At 60.5% G+C, this 24,888-nt stretch carries 21 protein-coding genes; 20 read left to right on the forward strand and 1 reads right to left on the reverse strand.

Translation table 11 applies throughout. The features are described from left to right. The first annotated feature begins 67 nt into the window (after window positions 1-67). The 19 genes from NZ746_08550 (at window position 68) to NZ746_08640 (ending at window position 22,119) form a co-directional block, all read left to right on the forward strand. Complete coding sequence (locus NZ746_08550) at window positions 68-808, forward strand: TetR/AcrR family transcriptional regulator (protein ID MCS6817416.1); 741 nt, start codon at window positions 68-70, stop codon at window positions 806-808. Between the two features lie 4 nt (window positions 809-812). Then, a complete protein-coding gene (locus NZ746_08555) occupies window positions 813-2,018 on the forward strand; it encodes an acyl-CoA/acyl-ACP dehydrogenase (GenBank protein ID MCS6817417.1) in 1,206 nt (401 codons plus the stop codon). A gap of 18 nt (window positions 2,019-2,036) precedes the next feature. Beyond that, window positions 2,037-2,861 (forward strand): 3-oxoacyl-ACP reductase FabG, encoded by an 825-nt coding sequence (locus NZ746_08560; protein ID MCS6817418.1) that lies wholly within the window; start codon window positions 2,037-2,039, stop codon window positions 2,859-2,861. A gap of 31 nt (window positions 2,862-2,892) precedes the next feature. Further along, window positions 2,893-3,390, forward strand: coding sequence for a VOC family protein (locus NZ746_08565; GenBank protein MCS6817419.1), 498 nt, complete (start codon window positions 2,893-2,895; stop codon window positions 3,388-3,390). An 18-nt stretch (window positions 3,391-3,408) separates the two neighbouring features. Further along, complete coding sequence (locus NZ746_08570) at window positions 3,409-4,785, forward strand: phenylacetate--CoA ligase family protein (protein MCS6817420.1); 1,377 nt, start codon at window positions 3,409-3,411, stop codon at window positions 4,783-4,785. A gap of 2 nt (window positions 4,786-4,787) precedes the next feature. Beyond that, entirely contained in the window at window positions 4,788-6,434 is a 1,647-nt protein-coding gene (locus NZ746_08575; protein ID MCS6817421.1) for a hypothetical protein, read from the forward strand. Further along, complete coding sequence (locus NZ746_08580) at window positions 6,434-7,834, forward strand: OB-fold domain-containing protein (protein ID MCS6817422.1); 1,401 nt, start codon at window positions 6,434-6,436, stop codon at window positions 7,832-7,834. The genes NZ746_08575 and NZ746_08580 overlap by 1 nt, the downstream gene beginning before the upstream one ends. Continuing rightward, window positions 7,827-8,990, forward strand: a complete 1,164-nt coding sequence (locus tag NZ746_08585; protein MCS6817423.1) for an acetyl-CoA acetyltransferase — start codon at window positions 7,827-7,829, stop codon at window positions 8,988-8,990. Before NZ746_08580 ends, NZ746_08585 begins: the two co-directional genes overlap by 8 nt. A 58-nt stretch (window positions 8,991-9,048) precedes the next feature. Then, on the forward strand, window positions 9,049-9,861 hold the full coding sequence (locus NZ746_08590) for an electron transfer flavoprotein subunit beta/FixA family protein (GenBank protein ID MCS6817424.1): 813 nt from the start codon (window positions 9,049-9,051) through the stop codon (window positions 9,859-9,861). 13 nt (window positions 9,862-9,874) lie between these two features. Continuing rightward, on the forward strand, window positions 9,875-10,882 hold the full coding sequence (locus NZ746_08595; protein ID MCS6817425.1) for an electron transfer flavoprotein subunit alpha/FixB family protein: 1,008 nt from the start codon (window positions 9,875-9,877) through the stop codon (window positions 10,880-10,882). Between the two features lie 18 nt (window positions 10,883-10,900). Beyond that, a complete protein-coding gene (locus NZ746_08600; GenBank protein ID MCS6817426.1) occupies window positions 10,901-11,698 on the forward strand; it encodes an enoyl-CoA hydratase-related protein in 798 nt (265 codons plus the stop codon). Window positions 11,699-11,762: 64 nt separating this feature from the next. Beyond that, window positions 11,763-12,719, forward strand: a complete 957-nt coding sequence (locus NZ746_08605; GenBank protein ID MCS6817427.1) for a hypothetical protein — start codon at window positions 11,763-11,765, stop codon at window positions 12,717-12,719. Window positions 12,720-12,761: 42 nt separating this feature from the next. Continuing rightward, a complete protein-coding gene (locus NZ746_08610; GenBank protein MCS6817428.1) occupies window positions 12,762-14,036 on the forward strand; it encodes an MFS transporter in 1,275 nt (424 codons plus the stop codon). Window positions 14,037-14,059: 23 nt separating this feature from the next. After that, window positions 14,060-15,187 carry a hypothetical protein gene (locus NZ746_08615; protein MCS6817429.1) on the forward strand — a complete coding sequence of 376 codons (1,128 nt, stop codon included), beginning with the start codon at window positions 14,060-14,062 and terminating at the stop codon, window positions 15,185-15,187. A 14-nt stretch (window positions 15,188-15,201) separates the two neighbouring features. Continuing rightward, window positions 15,202-16,359, forward strand: a complete 1,158-nt coding sequence (locus tag NZ746_08620; GenBank protein MCS6817430.1) for a hypothetical protein — start codon at window positions 15,202-15,204, stop codon at window positions 16,357-16,359. A 41-nt stretch (window positions 16,360-16,400) separates the two neighbouring features. Then, the gene (locus tag NZ746_08625; protein ID MCS6817431.1) at window positions 16,401-18,563 is read left to right on the forward strand and encodes a hydantoinase/oxoprolinase family protein; all 2,163 of its coding nucleotides are present in this window, start codon (window positions 16,401-16,403) and stop codon (window positions 18,561-18,563) included. A gap of 41 nt (window positions 18,564-18,604) precedes the next feature. Next, entirely contained in the window at window positions 18,605-20,869 is a 2,265-nt protein-coding gene (locus NZ746_08630) for a hydantoinase B/oxoprolinase family protein (protein MCS6817432.1), read from the forward strand. A 33-nt stretch (window positions 20,870-20,902) separates the two neighbouring features. After that, window positions 20,903-21,241 (forward strand): PEP-utilizing enzyme, encoded by a 339-nt coding sequence (locus NZ746_08635; protein ID MCS6817433.1) that lies wholly within the window; start codon window positions 20,903-20,905, stop codon window positions 21,239-21,241. Then, a complete protein-coding gene (locus NZ746_08640; protein MCS6817434.1) occupies window positions 21,238-22,119 on the forward strand; it encodes a hypothetical protein in 882 nt (293 codons plus the stop codon). The genes NZ746_08635 and NZ746_08640 overlap by 4 nt, the downstream gene beginning before the upstream one ends. A 341-nt stretch (window positions 22,120-22,460) precedes the next feature. On the opposite strand, the gene NZ746_08645 is transcribed toward NZ746_08640, so the two are convergent. Continuing rightward, complete coding sequence (locus tag NZ746_08645) at window positions 22,461-23,255, reverse strand: IclR family transcriptional regulator (protein MCS6817435.1); 795 nt, start codon at window positions 23,253-23,255, stop codon at window positions 22,461-22,463. 121 nt (window positions 23,256-23,376) lie between these two features. Between NZ746_08645 and NZ746_08650 the strand changes: the two genes are divergently transcribed. Beyond that, window positions 23,377-24,714 carry an aspartate aminotransferase family protein gene (locus tag NZ746_08650; GenBank protein ID MCS6817436.1) on the forward strand — a complete coding sequence of 446 codons (1,338 nt, stop codon included), beginning with the start codon at window positions 23,377-23,379 and terminating at the stop codon, window positions 24,712-24,714. The last annotated feature ends 174 nt before the right edge of the window (window positions 24,715-24,888 follow it).

The raw sequence follows: 24,888 nt of genomic DNA on the forward strand, positions 1-24,888 counted from the left end.
TTGTCGGGAGCAAGCGAGGTGAGGCAAGCTTGAGGCGCTGGAGATCTTTGTGGAAGGAGGTACGACAGTGGTCGTCGCAAGAGAACGTTCGCGAAGACGGGCTCCCGAGGAGGGAGATCGGTTCGAGGAAATCCTGAGGGCTGCTGCCGAGCTTTTCTATGAGAAGGGATATCACGCGACGACGATGCAGGACGTCGCCAATCGCGTGGGGATGCTCAAGGGATCGCTCTATTACTATATCGCTTCCAAGGAAGACCTCCTCTACATCACCCTCGATCAGGTCATCAAAAAGGGCGACGATTACTTTCTGCAGAAAGTCGCGTCGGCTCGCGATCCCATCGAGAAACTGCGGCGCGCCATCGAGGCCGAGATCGAGTATGTCATCCGGGATCAGGTGACCGTGGGTCTCTTCCTGCACGAGTTCGACACACTTTCGGAGCGGCGTCGGCGCCGTATCCTGGCACGCATGCGTCGGTTCCAAGATCGGTACATCGAGATCATCCGCGAGGGACAGGCCGCCGGCGTCTTCCGCGAGCTCGATCCCCGATTAGCGGTCTATGGAATCCTGGGGATGTGTAATTGGGTCTACCGGTGGTATCGACCCGATCTTGGCTTCACGTTGGAGCAGATCACGGCCGTTTTCACGAACCTCATCCTTGAAGGAATTGTGAAACGAGATTCGACGGCCTCGAATTCACCGCGCCGAGCGAAGGGGGGGGGGCGAAAGCGCGTTCCTCGGCGCGGCGGTGAGAACCGCGAAGGAGCCTCTGTGGTTCCGAGCAGAGAGCCTTTGATCTGCAGGAGGTGAGCGTATGGTTGCGCATCATTCGGAATTGGAGACCCCGCTGGGGGGGGGATTGAACTTCGATCTGGGGAAGGAGAAGGAGCTGTTGCGACAAAACATTCGGGCATTCGTCGAGCGAGAGTGTCCGCGGGAGTATGTGCGGGAATTAGATGAGAAGGAGGAATATCCTGAACGCGTCTGGCAGAAGCTCGCCGAATATGGGTTTCTGCAACTTCCCATCCCGGAGGCTTATGGCGGGGTTGGAGGAGACATCATGGATTTGGTCATCGTGACCGAGGAGTTGGCGCGTCGCAGCGGCGCTATCGCGCTGACCTTCTGGATGTCGGCCTGTTTCGGAGCAATGACGTTGCTTCTGGCGGGGACCGAGGAACAGAAGCGCCGTTATTTGCCGCTGTTGGCCGAGGGACGAATTAAGTTCGCCATCTCTTTGACCGAACCCGATGGGGGGACGGACGTGGCCGGAGCCATGAAGACGCGAGCTGTTGAAGATGGGGATGGGTATGTGATCACTGGGCAGAAGGTGTGGACGACGGCGGCGCATGTATCGGACTATCTGATCGTCTTCGCGCGGACCAATGAGAAGGTGACGAAGCGGGTGGATGGCATCTCGGCTTTCCTTGTGGATCGGAGGAGTCCGGGGATCACACTGCGGAAACTGGAGAAGGTGGGCATCCGCGCCACGCAATCCTTCGAGGTCTTCTATGATCGCGTACGCGTCCCACGGGAGAATCTGCTCGGGCAGCGGGACAAAGGGATGTATCAATTGTTCGGCATGCTAAATGAGGAGCGGATTTTGACGGCCGCTATGTGCGTGGGCGAGGCGCAAGGGGCATTCGAGGATGCGCTGGCGTATGCCAAGGAGCGGCAGGCGTTTGGGAAGCCGATCGGTCAATTTCAGGCGATTCAGCATAAGCTCTCGTGGATGTACACGAAGCTGGAGCTGGCGCGGTTGATCACGTATAAGGCGGCGTGGTTGCAATCGCAGGGACGAGAGTGCGCCGTGGAGGCGAATATGGCGAAGCTCGTGGCCGCGAACTTCGGGTTCGAGGTCGCGGACATGGGGATGCAAATCTTGGGGGGATATTGCTACAGCCGCGAGTACGACATGCAGCGCTACTGGCGCGACGTGCGGTTGCATCGCGTCGGGCCGATCACAGATGAGATGGTCTTGAACTTCATCGGGGAACGGCTGGGACTGCCGCGAAGCTATTGACGATCGGAGAGAGGGACGATGATCTCGCTGGAAGGGAAAGTCGCCGCCGTGACGGGATCGGGGCGAGGGATCGGGCGAGCCACAGCGTTAACGTTCGCGGCACTTGGCGCCCGCGTCCTCATCAACGATGTGGATGAGGAGCCCGCGCGCGAGACCGAAGCACTCGTCCGTGAGCATGGTGGGCAGGCGCTCGTCGTCTTGGGGAGCGTCGCGCGAGCGGACGTCGCGCGGATGCTCGTGGAGACGGCGATCGCGCGGTTCGGACAGTTCGACATTGTCGTCAATAACGCGGGCGTCACGGCCGATGCCATGCTGCATCGGCTGACGGACGAGCAGTATGACCGCGTCATGGATGTCGTATTGCGCGGCACGTTCCACGTCATGCGCGCGGCGGCAGCCCATTTCCGTGAGGCGTTTCGACGCGATCAACAGCGCGGCGAGCGCGTGCATCGCAAGATCATCAACGTCAGCTCGATCGCCGGGATCTATGGCGCTGTGGGCAACGCCAATTATGCGGCGGCCAAGGCGGGCGTGATCGGATTGACGAAGGCCGCCGCTCGCGAGCTGGCGCCCTTTCTGGTCAATGTCAATGCGGTCGCGCCCGGATTCATCGAGACGCGCCTGACGGCGGCGCGGGGGCTGGAGGCTCCATCGGGATTGGGACTTCCCCCAGATGTGCGCGAGCGCATCCTCCGACAGATGCCCTTCGGGCGTCCCGGATACCCCGAAGACGTGGCCGCAGCCATCGCCTTCCTGGCTTCTCCACAAGCCGATTTCATCACTGGCCAAGTCCTGCAAATTGATGGTGGATTGGAGTTCATCAATCCCGTCTCGGGAATGTGAGGACGAGATTTTCGGCGAGGAGGGAAGAGCCATGCCGAAACTGAAATTTGATCACATTGCCTTCCTGGTGCGCGATCTGGATCAGGCCGTGCAGGATTATCAGCAGATCCTGAGCGTCCTCGATCCCGAACAAGCCCAGCAGATCGTGTGGGACGAAGGTGAGGCCGACGGATATAAGCTCCGATGGGCGACCTTCGTGAATCCCCACGGGACTTCGATTCAGTTCTTCGAGAGCCAGCATCCGGCTGATCAAAAGCTCTTGGAGAAATATGGCGAGCGGGTGCATCACATCGCCTTCACGACGAGCGATCTCGCGCAAACGATCGCAGACCTCCAGCAGGCGGGGATCCCGTTGACGAGTGCGGAGCCGACGGGGCCATCGAACATCCCATGGCTGAAGTGGGTCTTCGTCCCGCCGCGTAAGGCGCATGGGGTCCTCATTGAGGTCGCCACTCGTTACCGCGTGGAGGACAATCGGTGGGTCCCCGATTTGGAAGAGGCGGAGGATGCGCCTCTGGAGTCTTCCTGACTGAGGAGGAGATGGCGTATGTCATCAATCGAGCGACGATCCGAGGCATATTGGGAGCCGGAGTGGGAGTTAATGCCGCGTGAGCGACTCGAGGCCGTGCGCCTGGAGAAGCTGCGGCGTCAACTCCGCTATGCCTACGAGGCATCGCCCTTCTACCGCGAGAAGTTCCATCAAGCGGGAGCTCATCCGGAGGACATTCGCACGCTAGAGGATTTGCATCGGTTGCCAATCTTCCTCACACCGGAGATCCATCGGGAGAGTCAGGAGCAGTCGCTTCGGGAGTTGGGTCATCCATTTGGCATGTTCCTCTGCGCGCCGCTGGAGCAGGTGGTCGCTGTCGCGGCGACGTCGGGGACGACAGGGGAACCGACTTTCTATGCCTTCACGCGACACGATGTGGAGGTCACCGATCGCCTCTGGGCGCGCGGATTCTGGCGGGCCGGAATCCGGCCGGGGGATACCGTGATGCATGCTTTTGGGTTGAGCATGTTCCTGGCCGGGGTGCCTGTCGTTCGCGCCTTGGAGAGGATGGGAGCACGCCCGATTCCCTGTGGCGCCGAGGCTGGAAGCGAACGGTTGTTGAAACTCATTCGGTGGACGCGGCCGCGCGCCTTACTGTGTACGCCCTCGTATGCCGAATACCTGATCGAGGTCGCGCCCAAGGTCCTCGGATGTGAGGTCAGTGATCTGGGGATCGAGATCATCTGCTGCGCGGGGGAGCCGGGAGCTGGATTGCCTGAAGTGCGTCGAAAGATCCAGGAAGCCTACGGCGTACGACTCTATGATATGCTCGGTGGGGCTCATGGGATCCTCAATGTCTCGTGCGATGCCCCTGAGTATCAGGGAATGCACGTCGTGGGCGACGATTTCTCGGTCTCTTACGATCTTGTGGACCCGGAGACGAAAGAGCCCATCCCACTGGTGGACGGAGCCATTGGGGAACGGGTGAAGACAGCCTTAGAATGGGAGGCGCAGCCGCCAATTCGATATTCCGTGGGGGATATCTATCAAGTGTTCACAACGCCGTGTCCGTGCGGACAACCGGGGCCGCGCATCAAGGTGCTCGGGCGCGTGGACGACCTTCTGATTGTCAAGGGGGTGAAGGTCTATCCGGCAGCCGTGAAGAATCTCATCGAATCGTTCTCCCCGCGCGCGACCGGAGAGATGCGGATCGTACTCACTGAGCCAGGACCGCGTGTGACGCCGCCGCTACGGCTTCGGGTTGAATATCGCGCAAGTCTCGAGGGCGAGCAGATTGAGCGCCTGAAGGGAGAGATCGTCGAAGCGATGCACGCGCGCCTGCGCGTGCGCCCGGAGATCGAGATGGTTCCCGAAGGGACGCTCGAGCGCACGGCTCATAAGACGAAGCTCATCGAGCGACGGTATCAGAAGTGACAATGCGACGAGCGAAGATCGTCTCGCTCCGCGAGGCCATCGCGCGGATTGAAGATGGCAGCGCGATCGCCATTGGAGGACTGTCGTTGTTCAACGCGCCAATGGCGTTGGTGCGGGAGTTGATTCGGCAGCGAAAGCGGGATCTGACGGTGATTACGTCTGCTGTGGCGGGCCTTCCGCTCGATTTGCTCATCGGGGCCGGATGCGTGCGTCGGGTGATCAGTCCCTATGTCGGATTGGAGGAGTTCGGAGGAGCGCCCAATTTCCGGCGTGCGGCCGAGAGTGGAGAGATTGAGATTCGCGAGGTCGGGGAAGCATTCCTCGCCTTTGGACTGAAGGCGGGAGCAGCGGGCGCGCCCTTCTTCGCTCTGCCACGTGCGCTCGCCTATACGGATTTGGTTCGGGTGAACGCCGACTATCGCTTCACGCGCGATCCATTCACCGGCGCCGAGGTCCTCTGCGTGCCCGCGCTCGTGCCCGATTGGGCATTGCTGCATGCGCAGCAGAGTGATCCCTTCGGGAACGCGCGACACCTCGGATCGGTCTACATGGACTCGTTGCTAGCGCGGGCGGCTCGTCGCGTCATCCTCAGTTGCGATGAGCTGATCGCGCACGAGGCCATGCGAGAGGAACCGTGGCGGACGACGCTTCCATCCATCTTGGTGAATGCGGTCGTCCCTCTGTTTGGAGCGGCGCATCCGACGGCGAGTGAGCCGCTCTATGATGTGGATCGTGAGCATCTGCAGTCCTACCTTGCCCACGGTCGGACGCGCGAGGGGATGGCGCGCTATCTCCAGGACGTCGTGCTCGCATCCGATGAGTCGGCTTATCTGCGAAGAGCGGGGATCGCACGTGCATCGGAAGAGCGAGAGGGAGAAACTCCAGAGCACGCGCTGAAAGACGCGCCACCTTCATCCAGAGAGCTTATGGCCGTTATTTTCTCTCGCTTGGTCAAGGATGGAGATTTCGTCGGCGTCGGTACGGGCTGTTGGGAGGTGGCGGCTGGATTGCGGTTGGCGCAACTCACGCACGCGCCCAATCTCTCGTTCACTATGGGAGGGACAGCGGCGCTCAATCCGGAGCTGGAGGAGTTGTTGTCTTCGGTGAATTCCGCGCGGGCGATCGCCCGCGCGGAGGCCGTGGTGCGGTTGGAGGAATTATTCGATCTGGAGCTGCGGGGGGCTTTTGATGTGATGTTCCTGAGCGGGTTGCAAATAGATCGGCATGGGAATGTGAACTTGGTGGGAGTGGGGACGTGGTCAGCGCCACGGCTGAGGGGGCCAGGGAGCGTAGGATTAGAACTGGTCCCCTGCGTGCGGCGCCGTGTGGCGTTCTTTCGTCGGCATACGCGTCAGGTCTTCGTCGAGCGCGTTGATTTCGTCTCGGCGCCAGGCTATGCTCGTTCAAGCATGGAAGGCGGGTCCTTTTGGGTCGTCAGCGATCTGGCCGTATTGGATTTCGACGCCGAAGGGCGGATGCGCGTGGTCTCGCGTCATCCAGGAGTGACGGTGGATCGGATTCGGGAGAACACGGGTTTCGAGTTGGTCATCCCGGCCCATGTGCCGGAGACGCCGCCGCCGACGCCAGAGGAGCTGCGGCTATTGCGGACGCAGATAGACCGTCGAGGCATGTTACGGGCGATGGAGTGATGATCGGGATCACGGGACATGCCATCTATCTGCCGCGGCATCGGATCGAGCGGGAGAAGATCGCCGCCGCTCACGGGATGCCGCCTGTCCTGAAGGGGGAGCGAACGGCCATTGGGATTGACGAGGATGCGTTGACGCTTGCTTTGGAGGCCGTACAGGGATTGGGCCTGTCTGCGTGCGGGGGGATCTATTTCGCATCCACAACGGCACCCTATCTGGAGCGAATGAACGCCGCGATTTTAGCGGCAGCGTGCGATCTCCCGGAGGAAATCGCGGTCGCGGATTTCGCGCATTCGCTGCGCGCGGGCACAGTGGCGCTTCTCGCGGCTGTGGATCGCGTGGCGGCAGGAGGGACGGCACCACTTGTCGTCGTCGCCGCCGATGCCCGAGACGCGCCGCCGGAATCGCCGGAGGAGCAATGGTTCGGAGATGGAGCCGCAGCCGTGACCGTTGGGCGCCAGGACGTCGTGGCTGAGGTGAAGGCATGGGCGAGTGTGAGTGACGATTTCCTGGATTTCGTCCGGCGGGATAAGGACGAGCGGATCACGAGCTTCGCCTCTCGGTTCACGGTGGAGGGGTACACGCGAATCGTGGGTCGCGCGATCGCGCGGGTATTGGACGACAGCGGGCTACGGCCTTCGGAGATCGCGCGCGTGATCCTGCCTCCTGCTGATCCGAAGACGATGGGGCGGACGGCGACGGAATTGGGATTCAGCGCTGAGCAACTGCAAGAGACCTTTCTGGAGCAGGTGGGGATGATCGGGTGTGCGACGCCATTGCTGCTGCTGAGCGCGGCGCTCGAACAAGCGCGACCCGGAGATCGAATTCTCCTGGTCGGATATGGAAGTGGCGCTGATGCCGTGTTGTTAGAGGTGACTCCTCGGATCAAGGACTATGTGGTGCGTGATCCGATCGCGGCACAACTTCGGCGCGGGCTGCGATTCCCGTCCTACGAGCGATTTCGAAAGGCGCGGGAGTATTTTCGGCATCACGAGGATGGGCCGGTCCTGTCGAACATCTTTTACGAGAAGGAAGAGACGCGCACGATTCGTCTGCGGGGCACAGAATGTGGAGAATGCGGCTTGCGGCAGTTTCCGCCGACGTTCATTTGCCAAGGATGCCGCAGCACGACGGGATTGCGTGAAGTCCCGCTCGGGCGGCGGGGGGAAGTATTCACTTACACCGTGGATTGGCTGGCCGCTTCGCCCATGCCGCCGACGGTCTTGGCAGTGGTGGATGTCGAAGGGGGAGGGCGACTCTATTTGCAAATGACCGACGTCGAACCTTCAGAGGTGCGAATTGGGATGCCGGTGCGGTTGACGCTGCGGCGGCTAGGGGTCGGAGGCGGCCTCTACCACTACTATTGGAAGTGTCGACCAGAGGGAGGGAGCGATGGCTGAGAGTCTGAAGGACAAAGTGGCCATCATTGGGATCGGATGCACGAAGTTCGGCGAGTTGCATGACAAGAGCCTATCGGAATTGATGGCCGAAGCCGCATTCGCCGCCTACGAGGACGCGGGGATCGAGCCCGAGCGTGTGGAGGCCGCGTGGTTGGGGACATTCTCGCCGGGATTCGGTGGAGGGAAAGCGAGCGTCACCTTGGCTGACGCGCTGCGACTCTATGGGAAGCCGATCACGCGAGTGGAGAACTATTGTGCGACGGGAACGGATGCCTTTCGGAACGCATGCTTGGCGGTGGCGGCTGGGGTGTACGAAGTCGTATTGGTCGTGGGAGCGGAGAAACTGCGCGATCGTCCCGTGCGGGGATTGCAGCGGGAGGGCACGCATCCGTATCTGGAAGCGGGCTCGACGCCGCCGGGCCTTTTCGCTTTAGCCGCGAATCGCTACTTCCATCGCTTCGGTGGAGATCGGCGCACGCTGGCGAAGGTGGCCGTCAAGAATCATCATAACGGCTCTCTCAATCCGAAGGCCCACTTTCGGATGGAAGTGACCGAAGAGCAAGTCCTGGCCGCGCCGATCATCGCATATCCGTTCGGACTCTATGACTGCTGTCCGACGACCGATGGAGCCGCGGCCGTCATCATCTGTCGCGCCGATCTCGCGCGGCGGTTCCGAGAGGATCCGGTGTACGTTAAAGGAATCGGATTGGCCGTCGAGACGGGATGGCCGTTCTTCGATCCAACGTTCGAATACGTCGGGTTTCCAGCGACGGTGGCGGCAGCGGCCGAGGCATATCGTATGGCGGGGATTCGGAATCCGGCGCAGGAGATCTCCGTCGCGGAAGTGCACGATTGCTTCACGTGGACGGAGATCTCAAATTACGAAGACTTGGGCTTCTGCAAGAAGGGGGAGGGACGATACTTCATCGAAGAGGGGCGGAGTGCGCTCACGGGCGATCTGCCGGTGAATCCGAGCGGGGGACTAAAATCGTTCGGCCATCCCATTGGTGCCAGCGGCGTGCGCATGCTCACGGAGATCGTCCTGCAATTGCGCGGACAGGCCGGGGCCCGACAGGTGAAGAACGCCGAGCTCGGGCTCGTGCACAATCTCGGAGGACCAGGCTCGGTCGCCTGCGTCGTCGTCTTAGGACGCTGATTCCCAGCGATCCTCTCACAAAGCCCTGAACGCTCGTGTGCCTTTGAAAGGAGGAGGAATGCGCGTCGTCGTCTGCGTGACACAGATCTTAGATCCGGAGATTCCGCCCAGTGAGTTTCGGCTCGATTCAGGACGAAAGACAGCAGCCGAAGGGATCGGGCAGTTGGTCATCAGCATCTTCGATGAAAACGCACTGGAAGTCGCCTTGCAACTGCGGGAGCGGATGGCCGATCGCGAACCGGTGGAGATCATCGCCCTCACGGTCGGCCCGCCCTCGACGGCAGATGTGTTGCGGAAAGCGCTCAGCTTGCGCGCCGATCGCGCGATCTTGATCTCAAGCGAGGATGGTCCTTCACTTGACGGGTTCGTCGTCGCTCGCCTCCTAGCGGCAGCGGTGGAGAAGCTCCTTCCGGTGGATCTCGTCCTCTGTGGGCGTGAGACCGGAGATTGGCACGGTGGGCTGGTCGGATCGTTCCTGGCCGAAGCACTCGGGTGGACCTGTGTGAACTTCGTTTCGCGCGTCGAGGTGGCGGAGGACGGCTTCCTCATGCGGCGGCAAACGGACGAAGGATGGGAGATCGTGCGCGCGATGCGACCAGCGGTGGCAACGATCACGAACGACGAGGCGAACGTCCCGCGTTTGCCGAAAGTCCGAGACACGATGATGGCAGCGCGCGCGTCGATCCCCGTGTGGACGGTCTCAGAGTTAGTGGGGGGGACGGTCGAGCTTTGGGGAGCGAGCGAACGTCTGCAATTGCGAGAGTTGGTTATCCCGAGCACGTCGAAAGCGTGCGAGTGGATCGAGGGGGAGACCGTGGGGGAGAAGGCCGCACACCTTGTGCGGGCACTGCGGGAGCGGCGAATTCTCTGAGCGAGGAAAGCATATGCGTGTCATCTTGGTCGTCCTGCCAACACTCGAGGTCGGGCGGAGCGAGCGCGAAGCGATCGGCGCAGCCCGCCTCCTCGCGACCGCGTTCGATGCCGAAGTGAACGTGGCGCTCATCGGTCCGGCTGCGGAATCCATCGCCGAGCGTCGAGAGGACGTGAGTCCAACGTCCGGGGCATCGGCGAGCACGTGCGCATTCCTCGTCCTCCATCCGATGCTCCGGGAATATGCGCCTGAGCTATACGTGAGCGCCACTGAGCAGTTGCTGACGACGGTTCGACCGGACGTGATCCTCTTCCCCGGTCGGACGATCGCGTTGGAGATCGCTCCGCGATTGGCCTATCGGTTAGGGGCGGCGATCGCGACTGACGTCATCGGGCTTCGGGCTGAAGATGGGGCGGTGGTTATCACGAAACCCGTCTATGGGGGGAAGGCCCATGCCGTGTTGGTCGCTCCTCAGCCGCCTGTCGTCATCTGCGTGCGCCCCCGCGCATTCGATCCATTTGAAGGAGATTTCATTGGGGAACGGTTAGAGCCGATCGAGGTGACGCTCGACCCATCGAGCGCTCGGACGCGCATCGTCGAGCGGATACGCGAGGAGTCGGCGACCGCCGTCCCGCTCGAAGAAGCACGGATCGTTGTGGGTGGTGGGCGAGGCATAGGGGGGCCTGAGGGCTTCCGACAGCTTGAAGAACTGGCGCGCTTATTGGGCGGAGCCATTGGGGCTTCGCGCGCGGCGTGCGATGCCGGATGGGTGCCGGCCAGTTGGCAGATCGGACAGACGGGAAAGAAGATCGCGCCTGATCTCTATGTTGCCGTCGGCATTTCTGGGGCTAGCCAGCACGTCGTCGGGATCTCCGGGGCCAAGTGCATCGTCGCCATCAACACGGATCCGCGCGCGCCGATCTTCAAAGTGGCTGATCTGGGGATCGTCGAAGCTTACGAGAACATCGTGCCGGCCCTGATCGAAGAGGTGAAGCGTTTGGGTGCGGCGGAACGGACATGAGCGCACGAGGAGGGAGGAATGGGCGGACAGACCGTACAACTCACAGTGAGCGAGGCCGTGGCCAGGGTGACGCTTCATCGGCCAGAGGTGTTGAATGCCATTGATGCTGCATTGGCAGCCGAACTGCGGAATGTCTTTCGAACCCTTCAGGCACGGGAAGACGTTCGCGCGGTGATTCTCACTGGAGCTGGGCGAGCGTTCTCGGCGGGAGCTGATTTGAAGTATCTCGAGCGGCGATTGGAGGAAGGCGCCTCGGCCGATCACTTATTGGACGAATTACTCGGTCCCTTGAATGACGTGATCCGTATCATTCGCGGGATGCCGAAGATTGTCATCGCCGCCATTCATGGGGTTGCTAGCGGCGGAGGCTGTAATCTCGCGCTCGCATGCGATTACCGATTGGCGGCCGCGGGGACGCGCTTCAATCAAGCGTTCGTGCGACTGGGGATCGCACCGGATTGCGGAGGAACGTTCATCGTGCCGCGGTTGATCGGATGGGGGAGAGCCTTCGAGTGGATGGTGAGTGGCGAGTTGATCGAAGCGGAGGAAGCAGCGCGATGGGGGCTCATACATCGTGTGGTTCCCGAAGAGGTGTTGCTTGACGAAGCGCGCGCCTTCGCCGCCCGCATCGCGCAAGGACCGATGCAGGCGCTCGTCACCATCAAGCATCTGCTGATGGCGAGCCTCACGGCTTCGTTGGACGAGCAGTTGGAGCGCGAACGGCAGCTCGTCGGTAGGCTCGCGGCGACCGATGACTTTCGCGAAGGCGTGCGCGCCTTCATCGAGAAGCGGTCGCCGCGCTTCCGCGGTGGTTAAATCGTCGTTGATTCGATTCTCTCCATTCACAATAGGCGATATGATGCGATAGGGAGAGGAGCGTATGTCCGAAGAGCGCGATTTCGTCCCCGTCGGCCTCGATCTCACCGATGATGACATCCATGCCATAGGTCCCGAGCCCTGGTGGCGCGAAGCATGGTACTTCGAGTTCTTCGATCCGGCCAGGCGCCTTCAGTTTCAGGTCTACCAAGGCGTCTTCCCGAATGCCGGTCGAGGTGATCTCACCCTCTATGTCTTCACGGACGGGCGCCCGGGCTATGAACTGATGAAGATGGACTACGCGATCCCGTCCGACGTTGGGCGGGAGCGCCTGTGCTTCGGCCCCTTGAAGCTGGAGATGCTCGAGCCGTTCGTGCGATGGCGCTTGCAGTATGATAGCCCGCGCTTGCAGTTCGACCTCACGTTCCGGGCGATTCACCGCGCCTTCAGTTGGGCAGAGGCCAAGCTCTGGATGGAAGAAGCTCCTGTGGGGGAACAGAGTCGCCATTTCGATCAGGTCGGATGGTACGAAGGGTGGATGAATCTCGATGGGGAAGAGATCGACATCGCCGCGCTCGGAATGCGCGATCGGATGTGGGGATGGGGAGCACGCGCGCTCTGGCGAGGGTATCTTGTGCTGTGGGTCCCGTTCTCTCCCTCGCTCGTCGTCAACGTGGCCGCCATGAACTTCGCCGACGGTCGGCGCCAACTCTGTGGCTACATCCATCAAGATAGGGAACGCGCGCTCTTGCGCTCGGCCCGTCTGGCCATCACCTGGAGCGAGCGGCGCTGGAAATCCATCGAACGAGTAGAGGTACGCGTCACCGATGCGCGTGGGCGCTCGCTCGCGCTCTCGGCGCGACCGCTTGGCATCATTGATACGTCGCATCACTGGCCCCACCGGTTCGATCATTTGCTCTTCTCCATCGGAGAGTATGACGTCCAAGGGACGAAGGGATATGGGTGCCTGACCTGGAGCTTCGTCACCGCAGATGAGCGGCCGTCGGTGATCGAATTCTGAACGGTCGCCTGACTGTTCAATCCATCCCCTGTGGGAAATGCGATGGCGGCGATCTTCTATGGATGGGTGATTGTCTTAGTAGCGGCCATATCCTATCTTTTCAGCTTCGGTCCTCTCGTCGGAGTTACCTTCGGGATATTCTTAAACGCGCTGGCCGATGAGTTCAACTGGAATCGCGCGGAGATCGCTGCGGCATATTCGATCTCTCTCTCGGCTATGACTGTATGTTCCCCTGTGGTCGGAAAGCTCGTGGATCGTTGGGGAGCACGCCGAGTCATCATTCCGGCCGCCGCGCTCTTCGGCGGCGCGCTGATGAGCCTCGCCTGGCTCTCCCCTCATCTCGGACATCTCTATGTCGTCTTCGCCGTGATAGGGATGCTCAGTGGGGGATCGGCTCACGTCCCATATGCGCGGGTGATCTCAAACTGGTTCGATCGGAGGCGAGGCCTGGCTTTAGGGCTCTCTATGGCGGGGCTAGGGATAGGGACGACCTTCATGCCTTTCCTCGCTCATCTCCTGATCCAACACTTGGGATGGCGTGCCGCCTATGCCCTCTTGGGGAGCCTTCCAATTCTCGCCGTCGTCCCGATCGCGGGACTCTTGCTTAAGGAGAAACCTGAGGACCTAGGGCTTTGGCCAGATGGGGTTGGGGGGAACGAAGGAGACCGTCGGTTCGGGGCAGAAGTCCCTTCGTCATCGGGAGCGCCTTCGGGATTGAGCCCATCCGAAGCGCTGCGGACGCGAACCTTTTGGATTATGGGCATGGCTTTCTTTCTCATGTCCCTCTGCGCGATCGGGATCATGATTCACCTTGTTCCACTGCTTGTGGATCGGGGTCTATCGGCCGAACGGGCTGCCTTGGCTATGTCTATCTTCGGCGCCGCCCTTCTCATGGGACGAGTCATCTGCGGCGTCTTGTTGGATCGGTTCTTCGCTCCTTTTGTCGCGGTCGCCTTTTTCAGCCTCGCCGGAGTAGGCATTCTGCTCTTGTGGTTAGGAGTAGGGGGCATCATCGCCTTCGTCGCGGCGTTCTTAATCGGACTCACAATGGGAGCGGAAATAGACATCATCGCCTACCTGGTGAGCCGATATTTCGGCCTCTGCTCCTTTGGGGAGATCTATGGATACAGTCTCTCCCTGTATCTTCTCGGAGGCATAGTCGGCCCCTTTCTCATGGGCGTGGGTTTTGAGAAGCTTGGATCCTATCGGGAAATCTTGCTCGTTTTGTTCTTGATGACTCTCATAGCCTCCGGACTCCTGACCCGTTTGGGAACATATCATGCGGAACCTGCATGGGGACGAGCAGCTCGCGCATAGGCTCTGGCGCGTTGAGGAGAGACATGGAACGAGCTCATATGAATATGTTCCTCCATCAGTTCGGGGAGAGCGTTCGCGGATTCTTCCGCACGCAACAGCGTTCGCAGCTCCTCTCGCCACTCTTTCATCTCCCCGGGCGATTGATTTTAGGGAGCTACTGCTATCATGAGCACTTGGTAGCATTGCTCGGGCAAGTCGTCGAACGACTGTCTCCAGAAGCGCTGGCGCATCGGGTGAAGCGACTTGGCGCGCGGCCCAATGAGATCCACATCAATTCGCTGCTGCTCGGGTACCTGAACGGCCGCGAGCAAAAGCGATTACTCGGTCATCTGGCGGAGGGAGAAGCTGACGAGATCGCCTTCCTCTTGGATTTTTGGGCGCGGTTTCTCTCCGTCTATCGTCGAGATGGTCGGCTCTTGCCGGAGGAGGGCGGCTTCACGTTGCCGGTCTTAGAGGACCAGATGGTGGAGAGGCTCCTGCCGATGCTTCGTCCTGAGCCGGAGGAAGCGCGGCGTCGACGTTTGCATCGCGCGCTGGCGACGCTCGACCTCCTCACCTTCGTCTTCAATGGCGAAGCGCGCGTGGGGATCTTTCACCACGGACCCTATCCGCTGTCGGACGGCACGTGCTTGCTCATCAAAGAGCAATTGGGACTGCAAGATGATTTCTACTCTTGGGCGGACGAATCCGTGCGGCTCCCCGTCGCGCATCTGACGTGTGTCATGCGCCTGAAGGATGTCGCGGTGCGGATCGGCCTCTTTGGATCGCTCTGGACCGACCCCAAAGAGTATAGCCGAAACGTCATAGCCTATGGTCTCTTCACAACGGAGGAGGCAGGCCTTCGCCCTGTAGCGCTTGAGGAATTGGAAGACATCGCGGCACGAGCCGCCGATGCCCAAATGCGCCTCTACCGGCGCTTCCTCACATGGGATGATCGTCGCCGCATCGCTTATGGGGCGGAGTTATATGGGAATCTTCTTCGAGTATTCGGCGATCAAGCTGGGCTCGGAGCGGCCTTTCCCCAGGAGATCCGCGAGCGCTTTCGCGAGAGCGTGGAACGGCACCTGGAGGCTCTGCTGGCGGGCGAGCCTCCGCTCATTCTGCGGCATATTGCGGAGACGGAGGGAGAGATCTATAGCCCCTTGGAGTGAGGGAGCGGATGATCATGAGGATGACGCTCGAAGAGGTCAATCATCACATTCGGATTGTCTCCCAGAGCCTGAAAGCCTTCATGCGGTCGGAGCGCCGAGCGCTTCTGCGATCAGCGCTCTTCGATGTGCCGCGCCGCTCCTCGCTTGGATGGGAATGCCTCTATCGCACGGCGTATCCGCTGCTCGCGGAGATGACGACAGTCATCGCTCCCGAGGCGATCGGGCGACGCATGAAGCGCGTGTGCGCGCGCCCGAACTTCCTCACTTTGAGCGTCCTGATCTGTTGCTACCTCGGCGGGCGTCAGCAACATATTCTCGATTTGGGGGTGAAGCCGGGTGAGCCCTTTCCTGAGGATGATCTGGAGCAGATCGGATTCGTCGTGGATTTCTGGCGGCGAGTCTGTCGGGCGTATCGCGAGGCCGATGAACTCCTTCCGAACGGGTCGGAAGCGACGATGCGAATCTTACCGTCGGCAGCGATCGCTGCGCTGCGGAATCATCTCGTCGATGCGGATCCGCTCACGCTCCAGCGCTTGCGTCGAATGGCGGCGACACTGGAGCTGTACGCATTCATCTTGCACGGGGAGCAACGCGATGGCCTCTTCGCGCACGGACCATACGCTCTGGATGATCGGGATGTGCTCGTCGTTCGTGAGTTCACCGATCTGCAGAACACGTATCTCCCCTGGGCTCAAACGCGCGCGCGAAATCCCTACCCGAATCTGGCGCTCGCGCTCGTCCTTCGGGATGTGAAGGTGCGATTCGACCTCTTCGGCGGCGTGCACATAGAGCCTTCGGAATACGCGGATCGCGTGCGCGCCTGCGCGCTCCTGACCGCCCGCGACAATGGGGCGGTATGCCCTGTTCCTTTCGAGGAGATCGCGAAGATCGAGGCGCGCGCGGCCGATGCGCAGTTGGAGCTATACCGAGTGGCGCTCTCCTGGTCGCCGCGCTTCAGGATCGAGTACGGCCTGCATCTCTTCGCGAACCATATGAAGACGTTCTTTGACATCGCGGGTATGGAGGCTGGGGAGCGAATTCGACGAGCATTCCAAGAGGCGGCGGCTCCGTTCCTTCGCCGCTTGCTCGATGAAGCCGAGCCGCCTTCGATCTGGCCGTTCATGGCAACGACGGAGGGGGATTTCTTCTATCCGGTCTCTCTGCCACAGTGAACGAGAGGGATCGTCGGCGCAAACGATGAGGATGAGGGGTAATGAAGATGAGGAGCGAACTCACTCCGCATGACCTTGAGCGAGAACGTTCGGAGCCTATTCGGGACGCAAGGGAATATTATTGCGCTGTGGACACGGGCGGGACGTTCACCGACTGTGTTGTCCGCGATTCGGAAGGGAATCTGAGCTTCGCCAAGAGCCCTTCGACGCCGTGGGATTTCTCCGAGGGATTCTTCGCCGCGCTTTCGGCTGCGGCCGAACAGTTGGGACTCACGCTCGCGGAGTTGATGGCGCGTACGCGGATGCTTCTTCACGGAACGACGGTAGGAACCAACGCCATAGTGGAGATGAAGGGCGCGCGCGTAGGGCTGATCACGACGCGGGGACATGGCGATGCGCTTCTCATCATGCGCTCGGTGGGGCGTTCGGCCGGGTTGCCGATCGAGAGGCTCTTACACGTCTCGCGCCATCAGAAGCCTCAACCGCTCGTCCCTCGCCATCTCATCCGCGAAGTGAGCGAGCGCGTGGATTGGCAGGGCAAGGTCATCGTGCCGTTGAATCGAGATGAGGCGCGACGGGCTATCGAGGAGCTGTTGGAACAGCAGGTCGAGGCGATCGCCATTGCGTTCCTCTGGGGGTTCATCAATCCCATTCACGAACAGGAAGTGCGCCGCATGGTTCAGGAGATGGCTCCCGATCTGTTCGTCACATGTGCTCATGAGCTGATTGCCAAGCCGGGCGAGTACGAACGGACGGCGGCGACCGTGATCAACTGCTTCATCGGACCAAAGACCGCACATTACGTGCAGCGGGTGGAAAGGCGCGCTCGTGAACTCGGTTATACGGCTCCGTTGCTCGTCATGCAGGCGGCGGGCGGCGTGACCCCAGCCGAAGAGATCTTACGGGCGCCCTTGTTCACCATCGGATCGGGTCCTGTAGGGGGGCTGATGGGGGCCCGCTTCTTAGCTGAGACGCTTGGGCACTCACACGTCATCGCCACCGATATGGGAGGGACGAGTTTCGACGTCGGCCTCATCGTCGAGGGGCGACCACTCTCGGCCTCCGAGACGACGCTCCATCAATACACGTTCTTCATGCCGCGTCTGGACATCATTTCCATCGGTGCTGGTGGAGGCTCCATCATTTGGGTGGATGAGCTGAGCGGGACTATGAAGGTCGGCCCTGAATCGGCGGGGGCAGATCCGGGGCCAGCTTGTTATGGACGGGGGAACATGCGACCGACGGTGACGGACGCTGATCTGCTTCTGGGCTATTACAACCCGGACTTCTTCTTGGGCGGTCAGCTCAAGCTCGATCGCGAGGCCGCGTATCGGGCGATGTGTACGGTGGCTGAGCCACTCGGTCTCGAGGTCTTGGAAGCAGCGGATGGAGCTACGCGGATCGTGGAGACGCACATGGCTGACCTCATCCGGCAGATGACGATTCAGCGCGGGTATGATCCGCGCGATTTTGTCGTCTATGCATATGGCGGAGCGGCTGGAGCGCATGCGGCCGCTTATGCGCGGGAACTCGGGTGTCGCACGGTTGTCGTCCCAGGGGGAGCTTTAGCTTCGACCTGGTCGGCCTTTGGCATTCTCTCGACCGATATTCAGCACGTCTACGAGAAAGCGGAGCTGCTCATCGCGCCCTTCGAAGCCGCGCGCGTCACTGAGATCTTCTTCGAATTGGAAGAACGAGTGCGACGCCAACTGCGCGAAGAGGGAGTTCCAGAAGACCGCGTTCTCCTTCAGCGCTTCGTCGAGATGAAGTTCCGCCTGCAGATCCACCGTGTTGAAGTTCCCGTCCCTGGAGGGATTTTGACCGATCAAGACATGCGCGATCTGGAGCGGACATTTGTTCACAAGTACGAGTCGCTCTATGGGCGCGGATCCGCGTACACGGCGGCGGGGATGGAGATCGGCCTGTTGCGCGTCATCGGGCTCGGTCGCGTCGCCCCTCGGGGCATGCGGAAGAAGACCTGCGAGCGCGCTCAGGAGTTGAGGCCCATCGGGCAGCGCGACGTCTACTGGCGCGAGCTTGGAAGCCATCATCAGACACCCATCTTCAATGGGGAGACCATGCCTCGCGGAGGGGTGATCGAAGGCCCGGCGATCCTCGAGCTCCCCGTGACGACGATCGTCGTTCGACCAGACAGTGTGCTCACGACTGATGAATACGGGAATTTCATCCTGACCCTCGCCTGAGCGGATTTGAGGGGCTCATGGACGAAAGGAGGAAAGCGAACATGTCTTCAGTGAAGTGGGATGGCCGCCAATATCCCTACGTCTACGGTCGGGAATTGAAGATCGATCCTGGCTTGAAAGTGCACATGGAAGCTGCCGAATGGATCGATCCAATCACCTACGAGGTCATTCGCCACGCCTTGTGGAACATTAATGTCGAGCATGGATTGACGATCATGAAGATCTCCGGCTCTCCCATTTGCGCCTATGGGCATGATTTCAATCCGTGTCTTCTGGACGAGAAGGGAGATTTCGTCTTCTTCGGCCCGTTCCTTCAATACCTCTCCTCGGCGACCAGCTCAGCGGTGAAGTGGACGCTGGAATACCGTTCGGAGAATCCTGGGATCGAGGAAGACGACATCTTCTTGACGAATGATCCGTGGATTGGGGCGACGCACCAATCGGACGTGACGTTGATTGCGCCCGTCTTCTGGGAGGGGGAGCTATTTTGCTGGGTGGGAAACACCCTGCACCAATGGGACCTCGGGGGGACAGCGCCCGGGGGATTCAATCCCATGGCTCCGGACGTCTACTGGGAGGCCGGATGCATCCCTCCGATCAAGATCGTTGAGCGCGGACGGCTGCGTCGCGATCTCGAGGAGGAATACATTCGCCGATCTCGTATGCCGGAGCTGGTCGCTTTGGACCTGCGCGCCGAGATCGCCGGATGCCATGTCGCTCGCGAGCGGATCAAGCAGTTGCTCGCCCGATATGGGGCAGCGACTGTCAAAGGCGTCATGCGCAAGCTACAGGACGATTCGGAGAAAGCCTTCGTGAGGAGGTTAGAGACCATCCCTGACGGTACATGGCGCGAGGTCGGATGGGTGGAGTGGGCACATCCCGATGATCGACATATCTATCGGAACTGTTTGACGCTCACCAAGCGCGGGGATCGGTTAATCTTCTCCAACGAGGGGACGGATCCACAAGCGGGCACCCTCAATTGCACCCTCGTTGCCTGGCGGGGAGCCATCATGGCGATGGTTTCGGCGCAGATGCTTTTCGATCAGATGTTTGTCGTTGAGGGGGCGTATCGTCACGTGGAGTTCGACGTCCAACCGGGCACGCTCACATGCGCGCTCTTCCCAGCGGCGGTGAGCGCGGCTCCCGCTCTCACGCTCCTTCAAACGATCGCCCTCTCTGGGCTCGTGATCTCAAAAATGCTCGCTTGCTCGAACGATCCGGAGCTACGGACAGAGGTGCAGAGCTGCATGGGAGCACCCATGTATCCGATCGTGGCGCTCAGCGGCGTGAATCAGCGTGGGGCGCCATATGTCTCATTCCTCCTCGATCCAGTTGGGGCCGCGTTGGCTGGACTCTCGTGGCGGGACGGCGTGGATACAGGAGGCTGGCCGTGGGACCTACAGAGCACGATGCCGAACGTCGAGGAGATTGAATGGTTCTATCCGATCCTTTATCTCTGGCGTCGTGAGTTGCCGGATTCAGGAGGGGCGGGGAAGTTTCGTGGCGGAAACGCCGCAGAGTTGGCCTTCATCCCCCATGGAACGGAGCGCATCACGCTCTTTACGGCGACGGGACACTGCGCTGTGCCAGGACCGGGACTATTTGGAGGATTCCCTACTTCGACGACACGATATACTTTAGTTCGCGGAGCCCACGCGCGACAGCTCATGTCGGCGGGGCGCATGCCGGATCGCGCCGACGTCCTGGGCGGTCAGATGGAGCACCTGCCGCCGAAGGCTTTCAATATCGTCCAAGGTCCCGAGGACGTCTTCATGATGGCGTGGGCATCGGCCGGGGGATACGGAGATCCATTGCTCCGCGATCCCGAGCGCGTTGCTGAAGACTATCGTGAAGGACGCATCACGCGAGAATGGGCGCGGCGCGCCTATGGCGTCCTGCTCGACGAGGTCGGAGCCGTTATTCCTCGCGAGACGGAGCACTTGCGCTTGCAGATGCGCCGTCAGCGCATCGGGACTGAACCGAAGCCGCAAACGGCGACTGATGAGCCCGAGGCTCGAATTTTGGCGGAAGGTCTGAAGCTCATCGAGGGATGGATCCGTTGCCGGTATTGCGATCATCCTCTCGCGCCGGCAGCGGAGAATTACAAGCTCCGTTGCCTCCAAAAGAGCTTTTCCCTCGAAGAGGCCAACCCGCATATCCTCGATCCGAAGACCTACATCGAGGAAACAATCGAGTGGCGCCACTTTTACTGTCCGGGATGTGGCGCGCTCCTTGAAACTGAGCTAGCTCGGCCTTCGGATGCACCCTTGTGGGATATTCAGATCGAGCCTCAGAAGATATGACCGCGCGCTAGCTTCGCTTTGGGGGAGGACAAGATGCGAAAGATCGGAGAGGGAGAGCCGATCTCCGGACAGGAAGCGGTCGGCATTTTGCGCAAGGTTGAGACCCTGGAGGACGTCCTGCGGTTGATGGAGACCGATCTCTCGGAGACGATCGTCTTCACGCCGTCAGCATCGGTGACGGCGATCACCCCCATTCTCCCAAAGATTCGGGGGCTCATCTGCGCCTCCGGAGGATTCACTTCGCATCTGGCGATCGTCGCACGAGAGTTCGATCTGCCGTGCGTGATGGGATGCCAGCTTGAGGGAGTGAATGCGCTCGAGGGGCGTCGCGTGCGGTTTACGGCCGAAGGGGAGGTCTTCCTGGAAGAATGAATCTCTCGCGACACGTGAAGGTCTATCTGAACCTGAGCTTTCCACCGCTGGCGGCTCGATATGCTGATCTTCCAGCCGATGGGATTGGACTACTACGTTCCGAATTCCTCGCGCTCTCACTCGGCGTTCATCCGAAGAAGCTTCTGGCTGAAGGAGGGGCCGAGGCCTTCATTCAGGTCTTCGCCGACGGAGTTGCCGAGGTCGCGCGTCGCTTTTGGCCGCGCCCGGTCACCTTTCGCACGCTTGATCTGAAGTCGAACGAATATCGCGGCTTGCGCGGAGGGGCGGAATTCGAGGAAGCGGAGGAGAACCCGGCGCTTGGACTGCGTGGCTGTCGCCGCTATTTGCACGATCCCGAGCTGTTTCGCCTCCAATTGCGTGCCGTGCGGCGCGTTTATGAGGCGGGATGGACGAACATCCGCCTCATGCTTCCTTTCGTCCGATCCGTCGGGGAGGTGCTCGCCTGTCGCGAAATTCTGAACGAGGAAGGCATACTCGGGATCGGCGTACCCCTCTGGATCATGATCGAGGTGCCCTCGGTCGTCCTCCTCATCGAGCAGTTCCTTTTGCTTGTGGACGGTGTCTCCATTGGAACCAATGATCTCACGCAGCTCATCCTCGGCATAGATCGAGATAATCCTCGTCTGATCCCACTTTGGGATGAATGTGACGAAGCCGTGATGCGAGCCATAGAGCGAGTTGCGCGAGCGTGTCAAGAACGAGCGATGGAATGTTGCGTATGTGGCGATGCGCCATCGCGGAATCCGGAGATGGCGGCTTCGTTATTGCACCTGGGCGTCACATCTTTGTCAGTTTCCCCCGAAGCTTTTGAACGAACAGCTCGCCTTGTGCGAGCGATTGAACCTCGCCTCAGATAAGCATCATCCCCCTACTTCTCTCAAAGGCCTTCCTCTGTCTTTGCTGTTCTCCTCTCGTTTACCCACTGCCCACTGAAGAGATTTTAAGCTGTCTTGTGAGGCAGCGCGGAAGCCTTCTTCCGCTCCCGAGATCACTTCTGCCGGGCGAGCGCGGCGGATGCGTGTAGGCGACAGCAAAGGGCGCAGCATCTCATGGATGCGGCGTGCACAGCATCAGCGTCAACGCCCCCAGGGGTGACTTTGCGCTCTTCGGCGGTCGCGAGCATTGACGAGCATTCAAATGAAATCGTCATTACGCGGATTGCTCCTGAATGCGTGCCCGAGTCGCGCGTGTCGCACAATCACGATGTCCCATCGCTCCTTTCTGGAGCAAAACCAAGCTGCTGGGAGATCGTGGCTGCCGTTCGCTTCACGGCCTCGGCGAGGGCGACCATGTTCTCTCGCGTGATCTGAGCGATCGTCCCGGCGACGCTGATCGAGGCGACCACCCGACCCGTGTGATCGAAGATCGGGGCCCCCAGACAACGCAACCCGACCTCGTCCTCTTCGTCATCGAGGCTGTAGCCCTGCGCCCGAATCCGCGCCAGCTCTTCCCGCAGACGTTTCGGAGAAGCGATCGTATTCTCGTTATGGCGAGGGAGCCCGCGCTCGCGAATCAGACGTTCTATCTCCTCTTCCGGTAAATACGCCAAAAGTGCTTTCCCGACGCCCGTGCAGTGGATGTCCATCCGTTTGCCGATCCACGTGGCCAATCGCAGCAGTCCTGGCGGTTCTACTTTCTCCACCAACACTGCTTCCCCTCGGTCTAAGATCGCCAGGTGAACAGTCAGACCTGTTTGTTGCATCAGCGCCTGGAGATACGGCGCCGCGCGTTCGCGCAACTCGATCCGGCTGAGGGCCTTGTTGGCCAGACCAAGCAGCTTTAACCCGAACATATACCGCCCCGTCTGCTCATTCCGATGGAGATACCCTCGACGTTCAAGGGTCAGCAACAGACAGTGCGTCGAACTTCTCGGAAGGCGTAACAAACGCGCCAGTTCCGAGAGCGTATAGCCCCGCTTTGATTCTGCAAGCACCTCAAGAAGCGTCAGGGCTCGTTCCACGGCCGGCACCGATTGGGTTTTCACTGCCGCCATGCGCCATTCCCTCCATGTGATTTTCCGTCCAGGATTCTGGACATCGAGTGATTATATCCGGCTCCTTCATCTTGACAAAGCCGCCAAGAATCGCAGAATTCGACCGGAACGAGGGAGACATATGTCCAATATACTGGACGAATTGAGGCGAACGACGGTGGATCGCAATCATGCGCTGTTCTCCGAAGCTGCGGAGGTCATGCCGGGGGGGGTGAATACGTCACTCCGACGCATCGTCCCGCAGTTGGTCTTCACCCGCGCTCAGGGGGCGATCCTGGTCGATGCGGAGGGGCGCGAGTACATTGACTATCATGCGGCTTTTGGGCCTGTGCTTTTGGGACACAACTTTGAGGCCGTGAATCAGCGCGTTCGCGAGGCGATGCAGCAACTCGATCTGGTCGGCGTAGGCGTGACCGAGTGGGAAATCGCGCTGGCGCGTAAGATTTGCGCGCATGTCCCTTCAGCCGAGAAGGTGCTCTTCTGCAACAGCGGTTCGGAGGCGACGTATCAAGCGATTCGGCTCGCGCGTGCCGTCACCGGCCGCAAGAAGATCATCAAGTTCCAGGGCTGTTATCATGGCTGGCACGATGCCGTCGCTATGAACGTGATCAGTCCGGTTGAAAAGCTCGGACGGCGGGATTTATTGTCGGCCGGTTCTCTCCCTGAAGTGGCCAACGCTACCCTCGTCTGCCGCTTCAATGATTTGGATGATGTGGAGCGCACGATACGAGAGAATCGCGGGGAGATTGCTGCCGTCATCCTGGAGCCGATCCCTCATAACATCGGGTGTGTGCTTCCGAAGCCGAGGTTCCTCGAAGGGCTTCGCGAGCTGACGCGTCAGCATGAGATCCTGCTCATCTTCGACGAAGTGGTGACGGGATTTCGTCATCACCTAGGGGGCTACCAGAAGGTCTGCGGGGTGATTCCTGATCTGACGACGTTGGGGAAGGCGATGGCCAATGGCTATCCCATCGCCGCCCTGTGCGGTCGTCGCGAGCTGATGGATCGCTTCAACACCCATCCCGAGGGCGACGTGTTCTTCGCAGGGACGTACAATGGTCATCCCATCGGATGTGCGGCGGCACTAGCGACCCTTGAGGTCTTGGAGACGCAACCTGTCCACGAACACATCTTCCGCCTGGGAGAACGCATGCGGAGTGGGCTGCGGGAGATCATCGAGCGGCTGGGGATCCGTGCTACGGTGGCGGGTTTCGGATCCGTTTTCGTCCTGTACTTCCTGGAGGGGCCCATCGAGAGCTATGAGGATCTGCTGCGCAATGAGAGCGAGCGGTTTTTGGCCTATCGGCGCAAGCTCATCGAGCGCGGCATCTTCGAACTGCCCCTCAATCTCAAACGCAATCATATCAGCTTCAGTCATACCGAAGCGCACATCGAGCAGAGCCTGCAGGTGGCTGAGGACGTCTTACGGAAGCTGATCGTTTCGGCGTCGGACGCGTGATCGCGTGGGATGTGCCTTTAGGACTCATCCCAACCCATCTAAGGAGGTGACGAAAATGACTACGACGAACATAATGAGAACCGTCGCGAGCCTCTTCCTTTCGCTCGCTCTCGGGCTTGCCGCTTCCCTCGTCAGCGCCCAAGCCACCGAGGGCGTGATCCTGGGAACCGTGCG

The sequence above is a fragment of the Blastocatellia bacterium genome, assembly GCA_025055075.1.
GTDB lineage: Bacteria > Acidobacteriota > Blastocatellia > HR10 > HR10 > HR10.

What these genes read in the sequence shown, in the direction of transcription:
- NZ746_08605 (MCS6817427.1), top strand. Translation starts at nt 11,763, where the DNA reads ATGTCCGAAGAGCGCGATTTCGTCCCCGTCGGCCTCGATCTCACCGAT.
- NZ746_08590 (MCS6817424.1), top strand. Translation starts at nt 9,049, where the DNA reads ATGCGCGTCGTCGTCTGCGTGACACAGATCTTAGATCCGGAGATTCCG.
- NZ746_08640 (MCS6817434.1), top strand. Translation starts at nt 21,238, where the DNA reads ATGAATCTCTCGCGACACGTGAAGGTCTATCTGAACCTGAGCTTTCCA.
- NZ746_08555 (MCS6817417.1), top strand. Translation starts at nt 813, where the DNA reads ATGGTTGCGCATCATTCGGAATTGGAGACCCCGCTGGGGGGGGGATTG.
- NZ746_08625 (MCS6817431.1), top strand. Translation starts at nt 16,401, where the DNA reads ATGAAGATGAGGAGCGAACTCACTCCGCATGACCTTGAGCGAGAACGT.
- NZ746_08570 (MCS6817420.1), top strand. Translation starts at nt 3,409, where the DNA reads ATGTCATCAATCGAGCGACGATCCGAGGCATATTGGGAGCCGGAGTGG.
- NZ746_08610 (MCS6817428.1), top strand. Translation starts at nt 12,762, where the DNA reads ATGGCGGCGATCTTCTATGGATGGGTGATTGTCTTAGTAGCGGCCATA.
- NZ746_08560 (MCS6817418.1), top strand. Translation starts at nt 2,037, where the DNA reads ATGATCTCGCTGGAAGGGAAAGTCGCCGCCGTGACGGGATCGGGGCGA.
- NZ746_08645 (MCS6817435.1), bottom strand. Translation starts at nt 23,255, where the DNA reads ATGGCGGCAGTGAAAACCCAATCGGTGCCGGCCGTGGAACGAGCCCTG.
- NZ746_08630 (MCS6817432.1), top strand. Translation starts at nt 18,605, where the DNA reads ATGTCTTCAGTGAAGTGGGATGGCCGCCAATATCCCTACGTCTACGGT.
- NZ746_08565 (MCS6817419.1), top strand. Translation starts at nt 2,893, where the DNA reads ATGCCGAAACTGAAATTTGATCACATTGCCTTCCTGGTGCGCGATCTG.
- NZ746_08620 (MCS6817430.1), top strand. Translation starts at nt 15,202, where the DNA reads ATGAGGATGACGCTCGAAGAGGTCAATCATCACATTCGGATTGTCTCC.
- NZ746_08595 (MCS6817425.1), top strand. Translation starts at nt 9,875, where the DNA reads ATGCGTGTCATCTTGGTCGTCCTGCCAACACTCGAGGTCGGGCGGAGC.
- NZ746_08650 (MCS6817436.1), top strand. Translation starts at nt 23,377, where the DNA reads ATGTCCAATATACTGGACGAATTGAGGCGAACGACGGTGGATCGCAAT.
- NZ746_08575 (MCS6817421.1), top strand. Translation starts at nt 4,788, where the DNA reads ATGCGACGAGCGAAGATCGTCTCGCTCCGCGAGGCCATCGCGCGGATT.
- NZ746_08580 (MCS6817422.1), top strand. Translation starts at nt 6,434, where the DNA reads ATGATCGGGATCACGGGACATGCCATCTATCTGCCGCGGCATCGGATC.
- NZ746_08615 (MCS6817429.1), top strand. Translation starts at nt 14,060, where the DNA reads ATGGAACGAGCTCATATGAATATGTTCCTCCATCAGTTCGGGGAGAGC.
- NZ746_08635 (MCS6817433.1), top strand. Translation starts at nt 20,903, where the DNA reads ATGCGAAAGATCGGAGAGGGAGAGCCGATCTCCGGACAGGAAGCGGTC.
- NZ746_08585 (MCS6817423.1), top strand. Translation starts at nt 7,827, where the DNA reads ATGGCTGAGAGTCTGAAGGACAAAGTGGCCATCATTGGGATCGGATGC.
- NZ746_08600 (MCS6817426.1), top strand. Translation starts at nt 10,901, where the DNA reads ATGGGCGGACAGACCGTACAACTCACAGTGAGCGAGGCCGTGGCCAGG.